13 protein-coding genes are annotated in these 18,620 nt (G+C 74.5%); 8 read left to right on the top strand and 5 right to left on the bottom strand.

What is annotated here, in order from left to right; genetic code table 11:
• Positions 1-100: 100 nt before the first annotated feature.
• Positions 101-2,320 carry a carbon starvation CstA family protein gene (locus ACI784_RS18145; protein ID WP_457014411.1) on the top strand — a complete coding sequence of 740 codons (2,220 nt, stop codon included), beginning with the start codon at positions 101-103 and terminating at the stop codon, positions 2,318-2,320.
• Positions 2,317-2,511: a YbdD/YjiX family protein gene (locus ACI784_RS18140; RefSeq protein ID WP_456924660.1), complete on the top strand. Its 195-nt coding sequence runs from the start codon at positions 2,317-2,319 to the stop codon at positions 2,509-2,511. Before ACI784_RS18145 ends, ACI784_RS18140 begins: the two co-directional genes overlap by 4 nt.
• 56 nt (positions 2,512-2,567) lie before the next feature.
• Here ACI784_RS18140 and ACI784_RS18135 read toward each other — a convergent pair whose 3' ends face one another.
• The 4 genes from ACI784_RS18135 to ACI784_RS18120 all read right to left on the bottom strand — a co-directional run bounded on the left by ACI784_RS18135 (position 2,568) and on the right by ACI784_RS18120 (position 6,893).
• The gene (locus ACI784_RS18135) at positions 2,568-4,271 is read right to left on the bottom strand and encodes an AMP-binding protein (RefSeq protein ID WP_457014410.1); all 1,704 of its coding nucleotides are present in this window, start codon (positions 4,269-4,271) and stop codon (positions 2,568-2,570) included.
• A complete protein-coding gene (locus ACI784_RS18130) occupies positions 4,268-4,669 on the bottom strand; it encodes a hypothetical protein (RefSeq protein WP_457014409.1) in 402 nt (133 codons plus the stop codon). Before ACI784_RS18130 ends, ACI784_RS18135 begins: the two co-directional genes overlap by 4 nt.
• A 134-nt stretch (positions 4,670-4,803) precedes the next feature.
• On the bottom strand, positions 4,804-6,222 hold the full coding sequence (locus ACI784_RS18125; protein WP_456924663.1) for a sensor histidine kinase: 1,419 nt from the start codon (positions 6,220-6,222) through the stop codon (positions 4,804-4,806).
• Complete coding sequence (locus ACI784_RS18120; protein WP_457014408.1) at positions 6,219-6,893, bottom strand: response regulator transcription factor; 675 nt, start codon at positions 6,891-6,893, stop codon at positions 6,219-6,221. The genes ACI784_RS18125 and ACI784_RS18120 overlap by 4 nt, the downstream gene beginning before the upstream one ends.
• A 356-nt stretch (positions 6,894-7,249) precedes the next feature.
• Between ACI784_RS18120 and ACI784_RS18115 the strand changes: the two genes are divergently transcribed.
• From ACI784_RS18115 to ACI784_RS18090, 6 genes are read left to right on the top strand one after another with little or no spacing between them, the layout of a single operon-like run.
• On the top strand, positions 7,250-10,702 hold the full coding sequence (locus ACI784_RS18115; protein WP_457014407.1) for a glycogen/starch synthase: 3,453 nt from the start codon (positions 7,250-7,252) through the stop codon (positions 10,700-10,702).
• On the top strand, positions 10,699-11,715 hold the full coding sequence (locus ACI784_RS18110; protein ID WP_457014406.1) for a phosphotransferase: 1,017 nt from the start codon (positions 10,699-10,701) through the stop codon (positions 11,713-11,715). Before ACI784_RS18115 ends, ACI784_RS18110 begins: the two co-directional genes overlap by 4 nt.
• Positions 11,712-13,625, top strand: coding sequence for an ABC transporter ATP-binding protein (locus tag ACI784_RS18105; RefSeq protein WP_457014405.1), 1,914 nt, complete (start codon positions 11,712-11,714; stop codon positions 13,623-13,625). The genes ACI784_RS18110 and ACI784_RS18105 overlap by 4 nt, the downstream gene beginning before the upstream one ends.
• 11 nt (positions 13,626-13,636) lie before the next feature.
• A complete protein-coding gene (locus ACI784_RS18100) occupies positions 13,637-14,836 on the top strand; it encodes a phosphotransferase (RefSeq protein WP_457014404.1) in 1,200 nt (399 codons plus the stop codon).
• Positions 14,833-15,855: a phosphotransferase family protein gene (locus ACI784_RS18095; RefSeq protein WP_457014403.1), complete on the top strand. Its 1,023-nt coding sequence runs from the start codon at positions 14,833-14,835 to the stop codon at positions 15,853-15,855. Before ACI784_RS18100 ends, ACI784_RS18095 begins: the two co-directional genes overlap by 4 nt.
• Complete coding sequence (locus tag ACI784_RS18090; protein ID WP_457014402.1) at positions 15,852-16,847, top strand: phosphotransferase enzyme family protein; 996 nt, start codon at positions 15,852-15,854, stop codon at positions 16,845-16,847. The genes ACI784_RS18095 and ACI784_RS18090 overlap by 4 nt, the downstream gene beginning before the upstream one ends.
• Positions 16,848-16,898: 51 nt before the next feature.
• Here the strand turns inward: ACI784_RS18090 and ACI784_RS18085 are convergent, their stop codons facing one another.
• Complete coding sequence (locus ACI784_RS18085; protein WP_457014401.1) at positions 16,899-18,494, bottom strand: acyl-CoA synthetase; 1,596 nt, start codon at positions 18,492-18,494, stop codon at positions 16,899-16,901.
• Between the last annotated feature and the right edge of the window lie 126 nt (positions 18,495-18,620).

Below are 18,620 nucleotides of genomic sequence, written 5' to 3'. Positions count from 1 at the left end.
CCCATCCGCTCCGGTGGTGGGGCCGGGCGGGACGCCGCATGATCGTCCTGACTGCGGGCGGCGTCGTCCGGGCGCCGCCCGGCACGCAGGGAGGGCGCTCATGTCGACGACCGTCAGCAGGGACGACACCGGCGGAGGGCTGCCTCCCGACGGCGACGTCCGCCGTCGCCCGACGCTGAAGTCCGTGGTGGTCTGGGTGCTGGTGGCCGCGGTGGGCGCGGTGGCGTGGACGGTGCTCGCGCTCGCGCGCGGGGAGACGGTGTCGGCGCTGTGGATCCTGTTCGCCGCGCTGTGCTCGTACGCGATCGCCTACCGCTTCTACGCGAAGTTCATCACCCGCCGCGTGCTGCGGGTGGACGACCGGCGAGCCACCCCGGCCGAGCGGCTGCACAACGGCGTGGACTTCGACGTCACCGACCGGCGGGTGCTCTTCGGGCACCACTTCGCCGCGATCGCCGGTGCCGGGCCACTGGTCGGTCCGGTGCTCGCCGCCCAGATGGGCTACCTGCCGGGCACCATCTGGATCATCGTCGGCGTCATCTTCGCCGGCGCCGTGCAGGACATGACCGTCCTGTTCTTCTCGATGCGGCGCAACGGCAAGAGCCTCGGCCAGATGGTGCGCGAGGAGATCGGGATCGTGGGTGGCATCGCCGCCCTCATCGCCGTCTTCGCGATCATGATCATCATCCTGGCGGTGCTGGCGCTGATCGTGGTGAACGCGCTCGCCGAGTCGCCGTGGGGCGTCTTCTCCATCGCGCTGACCATCCCGATCGCGCTGTTCATGGGCGTCTACCTGCGCACCATCCGGCCCGGCCGGGTGCTCGAGGCCACCGCGATCGGCGTCGTCCTCCTGCTCCTCGCGGTCATCGGGGGTGGCTGGATCCAGGACACCCCGCTCGCCGAGGCGCTGACCCTCTCCAAGGAGTGGCTGGTCCTCGCCCTGGTCGTCTACGGGTTCGTCGCCTCGGTGCTGCCGGTCTGGCTGCTGCTCACGCCCCGCGACTACCTGTCGACGTTCATGAAGGTCGGCGTCATCGTCCTGCTGGCGATCGGCCTCCTCCTCGCCCGGCCGGTTCTGGCGGCCGACGCCGTCACCGAGTTCGCCCGGGAGGGCACCGGCCCCGTCTTCGCAGGGTCGCTGTTCCCCTTCGTGTTCATCACCATCGCCTGCGGCGCGCTGTCGGGTTTCCACGCCCTGATCTCCTCCGGGACGACGCCGAAGATGGTGGCCAAGGAGAGCCAGGTCCGCCTGATCGGCTACGGCGGGATGCTGATGGAGTCCTTCGTCGCCATCAGCGCGCTGATCGCGGCCGTGGTGATCGACCAGGGGCTCTACTTCGCGATGAACAGCCCGGCCGGCGCCACCGGCGGGACGGTGGAGTCCGCGGCCGCCTACGTCAACGGGCTGGGCTTCGACACGACGGCCCAGGACCTCGCGGCGGCGTCCGCGGCGGTGCAGGAACCCAGCCTGATCTCCCGCACCGGCGGCGCACCGACCCTGGCGGTCGGCATCGCCAACATCCTGTCCGACGCGTTCGGCTCCGGGATGGCGGCCTTCTGGTACCACTTCGCGATCATGTTCGAGGCGCTGTTCATCCTGACGGCCGTCGACGCCGGCACCCGGGTGGGCCGGTTCATGCTCCAGGACACGATCGGCAACGTCTGGAAGAAGTTCGGCGACCTGTCGTGGCGGCCGGGCAACGTCATCGCCAGCGCCGTCGTCGTCGCGCTCTGGGGCTACATCCTCTACGTCGGCGTGACCGACCCCCTCGGCGGCGTCAACCAGCTGTTCCCGCTGTTCGGCATCTCCAACCAGCTCCTGGCCGCGATCGCGCTGACGCTGGTCACCGTGCTGCTGATCAAGCACGGCCGGCTCAAGTACGCGTGGGTGACGGCGATCCCGCTGGCCTGGGACCTCGTGGTCACCATGACCGCGAGCTACCAGAAGGTCTTCTCCTCCGACCCCGCCGTCGGGTACTTCGCCCAGCGGCAGCGCTACGCCGACGCCCGGGCCGCCGGCGAGGTGCTGGCACCGGCCCAGGACCCCGCGCAGATGGACCAGATCGTCTTCAACTCCACCCTCAACGGCATCCTGCAGGCGGTCTTCGCCCTGCTCACGCTCGTCGTCGTCGTCAACGCGATCGTGGTCATCGCGCGGGCGATCCGGGCCGGCGGGTTGCCCACCACCGAGGAGCCGGCGGTCCGGTCGGAGATCGTCGAGCCCTCTGGCCTCTTCCCGACCGCCGAGGAGCGGCGGGCGATGGCGGAGCACGAGCGGCTGGTGGGTGCGGGCCGGCCGAGCGCGGGGAGCGGGTCATGAGCGTGGGGGAGGTCGCCGTCCGGACCTGGCGCGGTGTGCGCTGGTACCTGCGCGAGTGGAGCGGGGAGGCCCGCTGGGACGACTACCTGCGGCACTGCGCCGAGCACGGGCACCAGCCGATGACCCGCCGCGAGTTCGAGCGGCGGCGGGCCGACGCCCTGGAGCGGACGCCGGTCAGCCGCTGCTGCTGACGCCGTACCGAGGCCCCCGACCCGGGAACGGGGCGGGGCCTCGGCGGGTCCGGACTTCAGCCGCGCAGCGCGGGGAACTGGTCGTCGCGCCACTCGCCGGGCCGCGGCCCCTCGACGCCGGCCAGTTGCTCCTCCCGGCCGCGCAGCTCCACGCGGCGGATCTTCCCGGAGATCGTCTTGGGCAGGTCGGCGAACTCCACCCGGCGCACCCGCTGGAACGGCGCCAGGTGCTCGCGGGCGTAGCGCAGGATCGCCAGCGCCGTCTCCTCGGTCGGCTCGTGCCCGGGGGCCAGCGCCACGTAGGCCTTCGGCACGGCCAGGCGCACCGCGTCCGGCGCGGGGACGACGGCCGCCTCGGCCACCGCCGGGTGCTCGATGAGCACCGACTCCAGCTCGAACGGGCTGATCTTGTAGTCCGAGGCCTTGAAGACGTCGTCGGTGCGCCCGACGTAGGTGATGTAGCCGTCGGCGTCCCGGCTGGCGATGTCGCCGGTGTGGTAGTAGCCGCCGGCCATGGCCTCGGCGTTGCGCTCGGCGTCGCCCTGGTAGCCGGTCATCAGCGGCAGGGGGTGCGCCGACAGGTCCAGGCAGATCTCGCCCTCGCCGGGGCCCTCGACCGGGCGGCCGGTGAGCGGGTCGACCAGCGCGACCGGGACGCCGGGCAGCGGCCGGCCCATCGAGCCGGGCAGCACCCGCGCCTCCGGGGTGTTGCCGACCTGCGCGGTGGTCTCGGTCTGCCCGTAGCCGTCGCGGATGGTCAGCCCCCAGGCGCGCCGCACCCGCTCGATCACCTCGGGGTTGAGCGGCTCGCCCGCGCCGATCACCTCGCGCAGCGCGCCCGGGCCGCCGGAGAGGTCGGCGTTGATGAGCATCCGCCACACCGTGGGCGGCGCGCAGAACGAGGTCACCCCGTGCGTGCGGATGCTCTCCAGCAGTGTCGCCGGCTCGAGCCGCTTGTAGTTGTGCAGGAAGACCGTCGCCTCGGCGATCCACGGGGCGAAGAAGCAGGACCAGGCGTGCTTGGCCCAGCCGGGGGAGGAGACGTTGAGGTGGACGTCGCCCGGCTGCACGCCCAGCCAGTACATCGTGGTCAGGTGGCCCAGGGGGTAGGAGACCTGGGTGTGCTCGACCAGCTTGGGCCGGGAGGTCGTGCCGGAGGTGAAGTAGAGCAGCAGCGGGTCGCCGGGGGCGGTGCCCGGGTGCGCGGCGGGCCCGGCCTCGAGCTGCTCGGCCTCGCGCAGGTCGGCCCACCCCTCGGCCGGGCCGACGCTGAGCCGGGTGTAGTCGCCGGGCACCGAGTCGAACTTGGCGGTGTCGACGGCGTTGCACAGCACGTGGCGGGCCCCGCCGCGGCCGACCCGGTCGGTGAGGTCGTTCGGGCCCAGCGCCGTCGTCGTCGGCATGATGACCGCGCCCAGCTTCATGATCGCCAGCATCGACTCCCACAGCTCGACCTGGTTGCCGAGCATGAGCAGCACGCGGTCGCCCCGCCGCACGCCCCGGGCGGCCAGCCACGCGGCGACCTGGTCGGAGCGGCGGGCCATCTCGTCGAACGTCCGCGAGGTGGTGCTGCCGTCGTCCTCGGCGAGCACGAGCGCCGGCCGGCCGTTGCCGCGGGCGATCGCGTCGAACCAGTCCACCGCCCAGTTGAAGCGGTCGCCGAGGTCGGGCCAGCGGAACTCGGCCACGGCTCGGTCGTGCTGTCCCCGCAGGGCGAGCAGCTGGTCACGGGCGGCGCGGTAGGCATCGGTCGCGGTCATGGTCGGGGAGTCTGCTCTCCGTCGGCGGTCCGGGGGAGGCGCGCGGTCGCCATGCGGACGGCGAGGACGCCGAGGACGGCGAGGCCGAGCAGCAGCGACGCGACGACGAGGGCGACACCGGCTCCCGGCGTCCCCGGCCGGTCGTGGACGTGCCCGCCACCCGCGGCGACCGGCGCGTGGACGGCGAGCATGCCGAGGTCCAGCGCGACGGTGGTGCCCCACACCCGGGGCGCCGGCGCCCGCCACAGGTGCCAGGCGCACGGCAGGCAGGCCAGCCCCATCCCGGCCAGGGCCAGGGAGGTCAGCGAGCCGGTGTCCAGCGCGGTGGCGTGCACCCCGGCCGAGGCGAGCGCGAGCACGGCGGCCAGCCGCCCGACGACGGTGACCTCAGCGCGCACCCCGCCGATCATGGGGCCGTCACCGGCGCCACGGAAGACCCGCCGCGCAGACGGCGTCACTCGCTCGCGCAGTGGGCCGAGGCCGACCGGTCGGGTTCGCCGAGCGCCTGGGCCCGCTGCTCGGCTGACCGCCATCAGCTCTCGACAGGAACGGCGTCCGGGGACGTGACGGGGAGGTGGAGGGTCACGGAGAGCCCCTGCCCGGACGGCGCCTCCGTGATGTCGACGCGCCCGCCGTGGGCCGCGGCCACGGAGGCCACGATGGCCAGGCCCAGGCCCGCGCCACCGCCTCCGGCCCGGGTGCGGTCGAGCTGGGCGAAGCGCTGCGTCAGCCGCTGCCGCTCCTCGGGCGGGACGCCGGGGCCGTCGTCGGTCACGGTGATCGCGGTTCCGTCCGGATCCGCGGTGATCGCCAGATCGACGTGCCCGCCGTCGGGGGCGTGGCGGACGGCGTTGTCCAGCAGGTTGGCCAGGGCGCGGGTCAGGGCGCGCCGGTCGGCGCGCACCACGGAGTCGCCGGAGCCGGTCACGGTGATGTCGCGCCGCCCGGCGAGGGCGCGGAAACCCGGCAGCAGGCCGGCGGCCACCTCGGCCACGTCGACGAGCGTGCCGGGGGTGACGTGTCCGGCGTCGGCCCGCGCCAGCAGGAGGAGGTCGTCGACGAGGTGGCCGAGGCGGTCGGTCTCCTCCAGCGCACTGTCCAGGGCTCCGGCGAGCCGGCCGGGGCCGGCGTGCTGGCGGGCGAGTTCCAGTTCGGCACGGAGGATCGCCAGCGGCGTGCGCAACTCGTGACTGGCGTCCGCGGTGAACTCCCGCTCCCGCAGGCGGGCGTCGGCTATCCGGTCGAGCAGTCCGTTGAGCGTCGTGCCCAGCAGGAAGACCTCGTCGCGCGTGGCCGGTACGGCGAGCCGGGGGAACGGGTCGCTGGCGCCCAGAGCGGCGGCGTCTGCGGTCATCCGGGCGACGGGGTGCAGGCCCCGCCGCGCGACCAGCCAGCCCGCGACGCCCGCCAGGAGTGCCGCCACGGGGGCCAGGGTGAGCGTCATCCGCAGCAGGCCCGCCTGGGCGTCGGAGACGGACTCCAGGGTCGCCACCACGACCAGGACCCGGTCGGGGTCCTGCTCCAGCGGCACCGCGAGGGCCCGCTGGTCCTGACCGTCGGCGAAGACGTCGGAGAACGTCGGCCCCTCGGTCAGCACCGCGCTCGCCTGCGCGCCGGTGATCAGCGGTTGCTCCCGCATCTCCACTCCCGAGCCGTCGACCAGCCGTCCGCCGGCGGTGACCACCTGGCTCTCGAAGCGCACGGACTCCACCCCACCGAGGCGGTCCTCGTCGATGTCGTCGGCGTCGACGGCAGCGGACCCGCGGTCGTCGAGGATGTCGGCTGCGGCGACCAGGCCACGGTCGACGTCGCCGCGCAGCATCTCGCCGAGTCCGACGTAGGCCATGGCGGCGAACCCGGCCAGGACGAGCAGGAACACGCTCCCGTACGTGGCACCGAGCCGCACGCTGATCGGCAGCGGGCGGAGCGGGCCGGCCTCGCCGGGGGTCACCGCGGTGGCCCCAGGCGGTAGCCGACGCCCCGGACGGTGTGGATCAGCTCCACCCCGAACCGGCGGTCGATCTTGTCGCGGAGGTTCTTCACGTAGACGTCGACCACGTTGGACCCGACGTCGGGGGACCCGTCCCACACCTCCTCGAGGACCTCGGTGCGGCTGAGCACGCGCCCCCGCCGCTGCAGCAGCAGCCACAGCAGCGAGAACTCGCGCGGGGACAGTTCCACGCGGACGCCCTCCACCGTCGCCGACCGGGCCACCGGCTCGAGCTCCAGGGGACCGCAGCGCAGGACCGCCGGGCGCAGCGCCGAGCCGCGGCGGACCAGTGCCCGCACGCGGCTGACCAGCTCGCTGAGGGCGAAGGGCTTGACCAGGTAGTCGTCGGCGCCGGCGTCCAGTCCGCGCACGCGGTCGGCGACGGAGTCCCGGGCCGTGAGGATGAGGACCGGGGTCCACACCTCGGCGTCCCGCAGTCGGCGCAAGACCTCGAACCCGTCGAAGCCGGGGAGCATGACGTCGAGCACGACGGCGTCGTAGGCGTGCCGGCCGGTCTCCTCCACGGCCGCCGGCCCGTCCCCGGCGCCGTGCACGTCGAAGCCCGCCTCCTGTAGGCCCTCGCGGAGCAGGGCCTGCATCTTCAGCTGGTCCTCGACCACGAGCACCCGCACGACGCCACCTCCGGACCGGTGCCAGTGTGGGTGTCCTCTGCCGTCGGCTCAAGACGCCGGGAGCCCCCTGTGCAGGGGGGCGGCGGGACGCGACACGCGGGACTCTGAGAATTCGTTCATCTCGGGACTGGAACTGCCGGGTTCGGATCGCTACCGTCTCGTTACCCGGATTCCACCTCGTGTTCAGGTGGAGTTCGCAGTACCGGCAGGTGGGATCCAGGCGCCCCGCGGGGGCGTGGACACCTTGGTCCCGACGTCTCCCTGTCGCGCCCACATCCCAGGTGCATCGGCGCGGGCTCACGCGTCCGTCGCCGCATGCCCATCGCCGCTCTCCCCCCTGGCGAGGTGACGAGTTCGTGGTACAGGTCCCGGCCTCCGGACGGCCGCTGCGGGTGCTGTTCGCCAGTGCCGAGGCCTATCCCTTCGCGAAGGTCGGCGGGCTGGCCGACGTCAGTGGCGCGCTGCCGAAGGCCCTGGCGGAGCTGGGCCTCGACGTGCGGCTGGTCATCCCGGGGTACCGGGGGCTCGGCGGCACACCGGTGGCGACGCTCGACGTCCCGTTCGGCCAGGTCGACGAGCGGGTCGTCGTCCGCCGGCTGGCGGGGGTGGGCGGGGTGGAGGTCCTCACCGTCGGCGTCACGGAGTGGTTCGACCGGGAGGCCCCGTACGGCTACCAGGACGAGGACGTGCTGCCCTTCGTCCTGTTCTCGAAGGCGGTCACGGCTCTGGCCGCGCAGGGACCGTGGCGGCCCGACGTCGTCCACCTCAACGACTGGCACAGCGGGCTGGTCGCCCAGGAGGCCCGGCAGGGGGTCCACCGGCGCGCCCTGGACCGGACCGCGGTCGTGTTCACCATCCACAACATCGCCTACCAGGGCCGGGTCGGAGCGGCCACCGACCAGCTCATCGGGCTCCCGGCGGCAGGCTCGCTGCTGGAGCGGGGCATCACCTTCGCCGACCGCGTCACGACCGTGAGCCCGCGGTACATGCAGGAGATCCTCACCCCCGCGCAGGGCGCCGGGGTGGACGAGTTGCTGCGGGCCAGGGGAAGCCATGCGCGGGGGATCCTCAACGGGGTCGACTACGACGAGTTCGACCCGCGCCGGGACCCGTGGATCGACACCCGCTACGACGGCTCCTTCGTCGCCGGCAAGCGCGCCAACAAGGCGGTCCTGCAGCAGGTCAGCGGTCTCGAGCCGGTGCCGGACCGTCCGCTGTTCGGCATGGTCGCCCGCCTGGTGTCGCAGAAGGGCGTCGGCCTGCTGACCTCGGCGGTGGACCAGATCGTGGCCCGGGGCGGCCAGCTGGTCGTGATGGGGGAGGGGACGGAGCGATACCGGCGGGACCTCTTCGCCGCCACCCGGCGGCTGCGGGGCAGCGTCGCCTACCTGCCCACGGCGCGGGAGTCGATGGCCCGCAGGGTGTACGCCGGCGCGGACCTGTTCCTCGCCCCGTCGGTCTTCGAGCCGTGTGGGCTCACCCCGTTGATCGCGCTGCGCTACGGGACCATCCCCGTCGTCCGGCGGACCGGCGGGCTGGCCGACACGGTGCGCGACTACGCCGACGACCCCGACACCGGGCTCGGCTTCGTGTTCGTCCAGCGCCGGGTCGCCTCGATGCTCGCGGCGGTGGACACCGCGCTGGCGGTCTACCGGCGGCCGGAGGCGTGGCACCGCCTGCAGCGACGCGCGATGGCGGCGGACTTCTCCTGGCGCACCCCTGCGCGGGAGTACGCCGGCGTGTACGAGGAGGCGGTCCGTGCGCGCCGGACCCCGGAGGCCCCGCAGCGCACCGAGGCCCCCGCCGCCCACCCGCGCCGGGCGCGGCGGCGCCCGGCGCCCCTGCCGCTGGCGCTGGTGCACCACGCCAACCAGTTCCTGGTCACCGACGGCTACCCGGACCGGGAGGGGCTCGGCGCGCTCGTGGCCGGGTACTCCGCGCTGCTCCGGCTCCACGAGCGCTACCGCATCCCGGTCAACCTGCACCTGTCCGGGACCCTGGTGGAGGCGGCCGCCTGGTCCGGCCCCGGGCTCCTCGACGACGTGCGGCGACTCCGCCGCGCCGGGCTGCTCTCGCTGGTCGGCGGGACCTACGCGGAGAACGTCCTCACGGCGTTCGACCCGGAGTACAACCGGCGCCAGCTCGAGGAGCTGTTCTGGCTGTACGAGCGTCACCTGGGCTGCCGGCCGGAGGAGCTGGAGATCTGCTGGGTGCCCGAGCGCGTGTGGGACACCGACCGGCTCGCCGGGGTGCTCACCGACCCGTCGCTGCCCAACGGCGGGTACCGGTACGTCCTGCTCGACGACCGCCTGCTCTACCCCGTCCACGGCGAGGGCGGCGTGGACGACCGCGCCGACTTCGACGGCGCCGACCCGGCCGGCCCGCCGCCGGCCGACGCCCTGCGCCCGTACACGATCGCCGGCGGCAACGGCCTGCAGGTCGTGCCCATGTCGACCCGGCTGCGCTACTGGCTGCCGCCGGAGGACCGCAGCCACTGGCGCAGCCTGGCCCGGGTGGCCGAGCTGCCCACGGCCCCAGGTGACGACACCGTGCTCGTCTACGCCGACGACATGGAGAAGAGCGCCGGGGTGGGCCCGTGGCACCCCAGCGCCCTGGGTCGCTACGAGGCGTTCCTCCGCTGGCTCACCGCCCAGCCGAACCTGGCACCGGTCTCACTGCCGACGTGGTTGCGCGAGCGCCGCCGGGATCCGGGTACCCGCGTCCTGCAGCGCGGCACCTTCGTGGAGTTGGCGCACGACTGGCACGCGGGTGAGGACTACCGCGGCTGGTCCGAGGACGAGGCGTGGCGGCCCTTCCGGGACCACCTCGCCCGGGCCCGGCAGGCGGTGGCCCGGGCGGAGGCCGTCGGCGCCGAGCCGAGGCTGACCGCCCTGGCCTGGAAGCACCTGCTGGCCTCGGGATACGAGACGGCCTGGCACGACACCGATCACCCGGGCCGCCCCCCGGCCGCCTGGGCCAAGGCGGTCGCCAGCCACGCCCGTGCCGCCACCGTGCTGGCCGCCGCGGCCCGGTGGCTCGGGCAGCCCCTGCGTCCCGTCGGCGCCGCTCTGGTCGACGTCGACGAGGACGGGACCGACGAGCTGGTCGTGCACAACCGGCGCCTGTTCGCCGTGCTCGCGCCCGAGCACGGCGGCCGGCTGGTGTACCTGGCCTGCCGCGACCGGGACGGCGGGGTGCTGGTGGTCGGCAACCCGACCGACGACTGGAACCGCCAGGAGGACCTCAACCGGTACATGGACGCCCCGGCCAACCACCCCGGCGCGCTCGCCGACGGCGGTGCCGTGCACGACCGCTTCGCGGCGACGGTCCACCTGGAGGACGACGCGGTGCGGGTGGACCTGGTCGACGTCGAGGACGCCAGCCCCTCCGCCGGGCTGCGCAAGCAGATCCTGCTCGACGAGGACGCCGCCGTGCTGCTGGTGCGCTACGACCTCCCCCCGACCATGACCGGCGCCGTCGTCGACACCTGCCTGTCCCCGGACTACTACTCGTTGCTGCGCTTCGGCGCGGGAGCGGTGCATCGGCAGGGCGGTGCCTGCTGGCGCGGGGCCCGCACCGGGCGCGTCGGGGCCTGGGTCGCCCTGGCGCCCGACGAGAGCACCTGCTTCGGCGAGCCGCCCGGACCGCACCCGGGGCACGGGGTGCTCGTCCGCGTGCAGGCCGCGACGGACTCGTTCCACCTCGTGGTGGGCACCGGGGACGTCGACGAGGCCACCGCGGCGACGGCTGTCGCGGCGGCTGGCGAACGGCTGGCTCCGACGGCGGTGCCGATGGCGGTCCTCGCATGAGCTCCGGGACCGCGCAGGCGGCATCCGCCGACGGCCGGCGGGCCGAGCGGCTGGCCGCGGCCGAGTCCCTGCTGCTCCGGCCACCGCCGCTGGACGCGCTCCCGCCCGGGCGGGTGGAGGTCCTGGCCCGCTCGGTCGTGCACGCCTCCCGCAGCCGGCCGGTGGTCCGGTGGACGGTGACCCTGGACTCCGGCGCCGGCCCCTCGGCCCCGCTGGGGGTCATCGGCAAGGGCTACCGCAAGGGGGGCGGGGCGCAGGCGCGGGAGCTGCTGGACGGCCTGCGGCGGGCCGGGCTCGACGCGCCGGACCTGCAGGTGCCCGCGGCCTACGGCTACGACCCCGCCCGGCAGCTGCTGGCGCAGGAGGAGGCGCCGGCGACGACGCTGCACGACCTGCTGGGAGGGAACCCGGGGGAGGCGGCACCCCACGCGGAGCGCACCGGGCGCTGGCTCGCCCGCCTGCACGCCGTCCGCGGGGTGCCGCTGCCGGAGCTGGCGGTGGACTTCGAGCGGCACAAGCTCGCCGAGTACGCCGCGGCGCTGGCCGAGGTCCTGCCCGGTGCGGCTCCCCGGCTGGCCGAGCTCACCCGGGGCACCCTCGCCGGGCTGGCCGCCGGCGGCGCCGCGGGGGTGGTGACCCACGGCGACTTCCAGCCCAAGAACATCCACCTCGACCGCTCGCGCATCGTGGTCATCGACTTCGACCGGGCCGCCCGGGCGCCGGCCGCCCGCGACCTGGGCCACTTCATCGGCCAGACCTTGACCATGGCCGCGGCACGGCACGGGGACCTCGGGTGCGCCCGGAGCTGGGTGGCGGCGTTCGTACGCGGGTACACCGGCAACGGCGGCGCCCCCGACGCCGTCCGCGCGGCCCCGGCGTACGTGGCCCGCACCTTCGCCGAGGTCCTCTTCTACCGGCTCGTGGTCCGCCCGGTGCGGGACACCGCCTTCGTGCCGGACTGGCTCACCGCCTGGGCGGCGGCGGTGGACGGAGCCGTCGGGGGGCTCCGGTGACGCAGCCGGGGGCCGCGGCCGGCGAGGTCGGCACGCACGCCGCGGTCGGCGCCTCGCCGGTTCCGGTGATGCCCGCGCGCGTGATCCTGCGGACCTTCGGGCCCTTCCTGCGGCCGCAGTGGCACTGGTGCGTGCTGGCCGGGGTGCTCGCCGTCGCCGGGACGGGGGTGGGGCTGCTCAAGCCGTGGCCCCTGAAGTACCTCTTCGACGAGGTGCTGCTGCCCGGCGGGGGGCCGGTCCGCCCGGACGTCGGAGGCGTCCTCGTCGCCGTCGTCGTGGCGCTGGCCGGCCTGACCGTGCTCGACTCCCTGGTGGGTGCCGCCCGCACCTACACCCTGACGTTCGTCGGCGAGCGCGTGGCCGGCGCCATCCGGACGCGCCTGTACGAGCACCTGCAGCGGTTGCCGCTCAGCTACCACGAGCGGACGCCGACCGGTGAGCTCACCACCCGCCTGACCGGCGATGTCGACAAGGTCCGCGGGCTGATGACCGGGACCCTCGTCGACGCCACGACCAACGTGCTCACCCTGGCCGGCATGGCGGGGGTGCTGCTGGTCCTGGACTGGCAGCTCAGCCTGGCCCTGCTGCTGGTGCTCCCGCTGCTGCTGATGACCGTCACCCGCTTCCGCGCCCGCATCCGCGCGGTGGAGGAGGGGGCGCGCGAGGTCGAGGGCGACCTCGCCGCGGTGGCCCAGGAGACGCTGGTGGCGGTCAAGCTGGTCAAGGCCACCGGCCGGGAGGAGCACGAGACGCGGCGGTTCCGCGGCCACTCCGACGCCTCGGTCGCCGCGGTGCTGCGGACGGCGCGGACGAGCGCGGCCTTCGGGGCAGCGGTCGACGCGGTGGTGGCCGTGGCCGTCGCCGGGCTCGTGTGGCTGGGCGCCCAGCGCGTCCTGGCCGGCGCCCTGACGCCCGGCGAGCTGGTCATCTTCACCTCCTACCTGCGGGACTTCTTCGGGCCCACCCGGGCGCTGTCGAAGCTGCCGGCGCAGCTGACGCGGGCCGGTGTGCGCGCGGCCCGGATCGCCGACACCCTGAACCGCCGCCCGGCGGTGGTGGACCGGCCCGGGGCCCGTCTGGCCGAGCCGCCGCGGGAGAGCCTCCGGCTGGACGGGGTGGGCTTCGCCTACAGCCCGGACCGCCCGGTGCTGCACGACGTCGACCTGACCGTGCCCGTGGGCCGCACCGTCGCCGTCGTCGGGCCCACGGGGGCCGGGAAGTCGACGATCGCCGCCCTGCTCTGCCGGCTGCAGGACCCCACGGACGGCCGGGTCCTGCTGGACGGCGTGGACCTGCGCGACCTGACCGGCGACAGCCTGCACGCGCAGGTCGGGCTGGTCCCGCAGGAGGCGATGCTGTTCCGGTCCTCGGTACGGGAGAACATCGCCTACGCGCGTCCGGGCGCCTCCGCGGACGAGGTCGAGCACGCCGCCCGGGTGGCTCAGGCCCACGACTTCGTGCAGGCGCTGCCGCACGGCTACGACACCGTGCTGGCCGAGCGGGGGGCGACCCTCTCCGGCGGGCAGCGGCAGCGGCTGGCGCTGGCCCGCGCCGTCCTGCAGGACTGCCCCGTGCTGGTGCTCGACGAGCCGACGACCGGTCTGGACGCCCGGTCCGAGCACGCCGTCCTGTGCGCGCTGCGACGGGTCGGCGCCGGCCGGACGACGGTGGTCATCACCCACCGGATGGCCGCGGCGATGCCCGCGGACGAGATCGTCGTCCTGGACGCCGGCCGGGTCGTCGAACGGGGCACGCACGCCCGGCTGATCGCCGCGGGCGGCCTCTACAGCGAGATGTGTCGGCTGCAGGGACTCCTCCCGTCCCGGCCCGCCCTGAACGGCAGCGCGGCCCGCTACGGGCGCCACGCCGCCGAAGCCCTCGCCGGACAGTCCAGCACTCCACCCACCTGAGGAGAGCTCCGATGACACAGGCCAGCACCGACCCGCCCCCGGCGGTGGTCACCACCGGGTCCGTCGACCAGGTCCTCGCCGCGATCTCCGACGTCACCGAGCCGGCGCCCGCCCCGGACGACCGGCTGCTGCTGCGCAGCTCCGTGCCGCGGCAGGGGGGACGGCTGCCGGTGGAGGAGGTGGACGAGCGCGCCCTGGTCGCCGTGCTCCAGGACGTCTACGACCTGGGTCGCTGGCGCTCGTGGCGGCGCACCGACAAGGGCGCCTCGAACATCAGCTGGTTCGTCAGCACCGACGCCGGTGAGGTCGTGCTGCGCCGCTCCCACAACCTGAAGACCGTGGCGGGAGCGGAGTTCGAGTGCGCGCTCATCGACCACCTGCGGGGCCACGGCTACCCCGCGCCGCCGGTGGTCCGCACCCGGGACGGCGCGATCCTGGTGCAGGTCGACGGCGTGCTGCACATGGTCATGCGGCTGATGCCCGGCCGCGGCTACGACCCCGCCGACCCCGCCCACCTGGTGGCGGTGGCACGTGGTCTGGGTCGCTACCACGCCATCGTGTCCGAGCTGACCTTCTCGGAACGAGAGCGCTCCTCCGCGCTGGCCTCGCTCGGGCAGCAGGGGCAGGAGAACCTGTACGCCGCCGTGGAGGTGGTCGCGCCACTGCTCGCGCCCGAGGCCGGTGCGGCCCTGCGGGAGGACGCCCGGTTCATGGCCGAGCAGATGGAGCTGCTGAACGTCGAGCTGGGGGAGCGGCAGGAGGAGCTGACGTCTCTGGTGGCGCACGGTTCCTTCGGCCAGTCCGCGGTGCTGCTCGACGACGACGGGCTCACCGCGGTGCTGGACTTCGACCGCGCCGGCCTGGACCTGCTGGGCCTGGACCTGGCGTACGCGCTCAAGGCCTTCTGCCGCGCGGGTCCGATCCGCCGCTCCGGCGTCGGCATCGACCCGGACCGGTGCCGGCTGTTCCTGTCCCACTACCGCGGCCAGGCCCCCCTGGCGGATGCCGACCTGACCGCCATGCCGGAGGTCTTCCGGGCCCAGCGGCTGGTCAAGATCGTCAAGAAGTGCGACAACCTGCTGACCAAGCAGGCGATGGTCGCCCAGCAGGCCAAGGACGCCGTCAAGTTCGCGCAGGTCCTGGAGCGCGAGTGCGCCCGGGTGCGCTGGCTCGCCGACAACCCCTTCCCCCTGACCGAGGACGCCGCATGAACCGCACCGAGAGCCGCACGCAGAGCCGGCGGGTGAAGGAGCACCAGGTCGGTCGGGCCGAGTGGGTCTGTACCCCGGAGTTCCTCGACCGGTACGTCCGCCCGTACCTGGGTGCTCCGGCCACCGGCGGCACGTGGACGACGAAGGTCATCCAGCTCGACGGCAGCGGCGCCGCGACCGTGCAGGTCGAGCTGGACGGCGGCGCGCCGGTGTTCGCCAAGCTGTTCCCCTTCGACGACGGCCCGGCCGTGCACGCCAAGCTGCAGGCCCTGCGCGCGGCCGGGCTGGGGGCCGGCTCGCCGTTCCAGGCCGTCGAGCCGCTGGCCTGGTACGAGGGGGAGAAGGTCCTGCTGTGCCGGGGGGCGCCCGGACGGCCGCTGTCGGAGCTCCTGGGCTCGGACGGGCCGGCGCTCGCGGAGGCCTGCGCCCGCGCCGGGGCCTGGCTGGCGCACCTGCACGGCTCGGACGTGCGGCTGGGTGCGCCGCAGTCGCTCCTGGTCACGGGCGAGCTCACCAGCCTCGCCAAGCGCCTGGCCAAGGTCGCCGCCGACCATCCCGGCTACGTCGACGTCGCCCTCGACATGCTGGAACGGCTCGACGCGCTGACCCGCGACACCGTGGACGGCGTGCTGGCGCAGAGCCACGGGCAGTACCGGCCGATCCACGTCTTCCTCACCGACGACGTCGTGACCGTCATCGACCTGGACCGGAGCGCCCCGGCCGACCCGGCCCGCGACGTGGCGGAGTTCCTGCACCGGCTGCGGCTGGGCGTGCACTCGGCCACCGGCGACGTCGGCGGGGCCGACGAGCCGTGCGCGGCGTTCCTCGACGCCTACCGCGCGGCGGGCGGCGACGACGCGCTGGTGAACCTGCGCTTCCACTGGGCGCGCTACGTGCTGCACAGCCTCGACCGGAAGATCAAGACCGGTGAGGCCGACTGGCGAGACGGCGGGAACGCCGAGTTCCTGCTCTACCGCGACGAGTTCGACCGCGTCGTGGAGGGACGGGCGGGGGCATGACGCTGCTGACCGACCCGGTGCTCGACCGCGCCGGTCAGGCCCTGCCGCTGGCGGAGCTCGCCGACCTCTGGCCGCTGGGTGGCTGGAGGACGGTCAGCCCCGTCCCCGGTGGCAAGAACGAGCACCTGCGTGTCGTCGCCAGGGACGGCGTCCACTACCTCCGGCGCTCCTACCGGTCCAAGTCCCGGGACGAGCTGACCGGGCAGCTGGGCCTGATGCGACTGCTCCGGCACAGGGGGTTCCCCGCGCCCGAGGTGGTCCCCACCCGCACCGGCCTCGATCACGTCGAGCTCGCCGGGCGGTTGTGGATCACGACCAGGGGCGTGGAGGGGACGCCGTTCGACGACACCTCGCCGGCGCACCTCCGGGCGCTCGGGCGGACCGTCGGGCGGTACCACGGGATCGTCGCCGACCTCCCGGCGGAGGTGGACGACCCGCCGGTGCTCGCCGAGCTGCGCCGGCGGCTGGACGAGCCGGGGCTGGACGCGGGCCTGCGGGCCCGGGCCGAGCGGGTGGTCCGGCGGCTGACCGCCCTGCTGCCGGAGCTGCCGCGGGTGGTCGTGCACGGCGGAGCGCGGCGCGGCAGCCTCGTCTTCGCCGGGGACCAGGTGGTGGGCGTCCTGGACTTCGACAGCGCCCACCCCGACGTCCGGGCGCTCGACCTGGCCGTGGCGGTCCACGACGCCGGCAAGGTGTACACCCGGCTCGGGGACCACGACCACAAGGTGGCCCTCGACCTGAGCCGGGTCGCGGCGCTGCTCACCAGCTATGGACAGCAGGTACGCCTCACCCCCGCCGAGGCCGAGGCGGTACCGCTGCTGTTGGAGGGCAAGCGGCTCAAGCGCGGCCTGGGACGCCGCGTCCGCGTCGGCGCGGGGGAGCCGCTGTCGGCCAACGACCACGCCAAGATCCGCCTGGAGGACAGCCGGCTGGCCTGGCTGGACGCGCACCGCGACGACCTGGTGGCCGTCTGCCGCAGCGTGTCGGCCTGAGACCTCCCGTCCGGTCGGCGAGCAGCCGGGCCGCACGCCCCTCGACTGAGGTCAGGCCGGGCCCGAGGGCTCCTCCTGCGCGAGGCCGGCGTGCTGCTGGCGGAGCTCGCGCTTGAGGATCTTGCCGCTGGGGTTCTTCGGCAGGGCGTCGGCGACGACGACGTACTTGGGGCGCTTGTAGCCGGCCAGCCGCCCGCGGGTGTGGGCGTGGACGTCGTCGGCGGTGAGGGTCGCGCCGGGCTTCGGGACGACGACGGCGGTCACGGCCTCGACCCAGTACGGGTGGCTGATCCCGAAGACGGCGACCTCGGCGACGCCGTCCAGCTCGTAGACGGCCTCCTCGATCTCGCGGCTGGCCACGTTCTCGCCGCCGGTCTTGATCATGTCCTTCTTGCGGTCGACGACGGACAGGTAGCCGTCCTCGGTGAGGACGCCGAGGTCGCCGGAGTGGAACCAGCCGCCGGCGAAGGCCTCGGCGGTCTTCTCCGGGTCGTTGTGGTAGCCCAGTGCGGCGTGCGGGCTGCGGTGCACGATCTCGCCGACCTCGCCCGGCGGCACCGGGTTGCCGGAGTCGTCGACGAGGCGGGTCTCGACGTTGAGGGCGGCGCGGCCGGCCGATCCGGCGCGCTCCAGCTGCTCGTGCGGTCGCAGGATCGTCGCCAGCGGGCTCATCTCGGTCTGGCCGTAGAAGTTCCACAGGGCCACGTCGGGCAGTCGGCGCTGCAGCTCGCGCAGCACCTCGACCGGCATGGGGGAGGCGCCGTAGTAGCCCTTGCGCAGGCTGGACAGGTCGGTGGAGTCGAAGTCGGGGTGGCGCAGCAGGGAGATCCACACCGTCGGCGGGCAGAACAGCTTGGTGACCCGCTCCCGGGCGATGGTCGCCAGCAGGGCCGCCGGGTCGGGGCCGGGGAGGATGACGCTGGTGGCGCCGAGGTAGACGTCGACGGAGAAGAAGCAGTCCAGCTGGGCGCAGTGGTACATCGGCAGCGCGTGCACCTCGACGTCGTCGGCGCTCATGCCGCCGTCGATGGCGCAGCTGACGTACTGGCTGATCAGCGAGCGCGACGAGAGCACCACGCCCTTGGGCCGGGACTCGGTGCCGGAGGTGTACATCAGCCGCAGCGGGTCGTCGTCGGCGACCGCCACCTCGGGCGGGCTGTCGTCGCCGCTGCGCCACCACGCGTCGACGTCCTCCCAGCCGGCCGCCGGCGCGGTACCCGACAGGCCGATCCAGCCCCGGACGCCGCCCTGCGTGCCGGCCGCGGCCAGCGCCTTGTCCGCCGTCTCGGCCAGCGCGTCCTCGGTGACCAGCCCGCTCGCGCCGGAGTGCCGCAGGATGTAGGCGATCTCCTCCGGGCCGAGCATGAAGTTCACCGGCACGAGCACGACGCCGAGCTTGGCGGTGGCGAAGGCCAGCACCGCGTACTGCCAGCAGTTGTGGCTGAGCAGGGCCAGCCGGTCGCCCTTGGCGAGGCCGCGGTCGGCGAGCGCGTGCGCCGCGCGGTTCACCGCGGCGTCGAACCCGGCGTAGTCCACCCGCAGCTCCCCGGCGACGACCGCGAGCTTGCCGGGGTACCGCTGCGTCGTCCGGTGCAGCAGGTCGCCCACGGAGTGCTGTCGGGCGCGGGGAACGTCGGTGCTGGTCATGGCTGGTCCCTTCCGGTGGGGTCGGGGTGGCGGCACCCGGGAGGGCAGTCTGTCGCGGACCGCCCCGCGGGTCACGCCATGGGCCGCCGCCGGTCCGCCCGGGTCGTCACCTCCTCGTGGTTGTCA

Source organism: Geodermatophilus sp. SYSU D01186 (assembly GCF_054050215.1).
The sequence above is the reverse complement of the archived record's forward strand: the minus strand, read 5'-3'. Positions and strand labels throughout refer to the sequence as shown.

Excerpts from the sequence above, each read along its gene's own strand:
- ACI784_RS18145 (WP_457014411.1), top strand. The coding sequence starts at position 101 with ATGTCGACGACCGTCAGCAGGGACGACACCGGCGGAGGGCTGCCTCCC.
- ACI784_RS18140 (WP_456924660.1), top strand. The coding sequence starts at position 2,317 with ATGAGCGTGGGGGAGGTCGCCGTCCGGACCTGGCGCGGTGTGCGCTGG.
- ACI784_RS18135 (WP_457014410.1), bottom strand. The coding sequence starts at position 4,271 with ATGACCGCGACCGATGCCTACCGCGCCGCCCGTGACCAGCTGCTCGCC.
- ACI784_RS18110 (WP_457014406.1), top strand. The coding sequence starts at position 10,699 with ATGAGCTCCGGGACCGCGCAGGCGGCATCCGCCGACGGCCGGCGGGCC.
- ACI784_RS18100 (WP_457014404.1), top strand. The coding sequence starts at position 13,637 with ATGACACAGGCCAGCACCGACCCGCCCCCGGCGGTGGTCACCACCGGG.
- ACI784_RS18095 (WP_457014403.1), top strand. The coding sequence starts at position 14,833 with ATGAACCGCACCGAGAGCCGCACGCAGAGCCGGCGGGTGAAGGAGCAC.
- ACI784_RS18090 (WP_457014402.1), top strand. The coding sequence starts at position 15,852 with ATGACGCTGCTGACCGACCCGGTGCTCGACCGCGCCGGTCAGGCCCTG.
- ACI784_RS18085 (WP_457014401.1), bottom strand. The coding sequence starts at position 18,494 with ATGACCAGCACCGACGTTCCCCGCGCCCGACAGCACTCCGTGGGCGAC.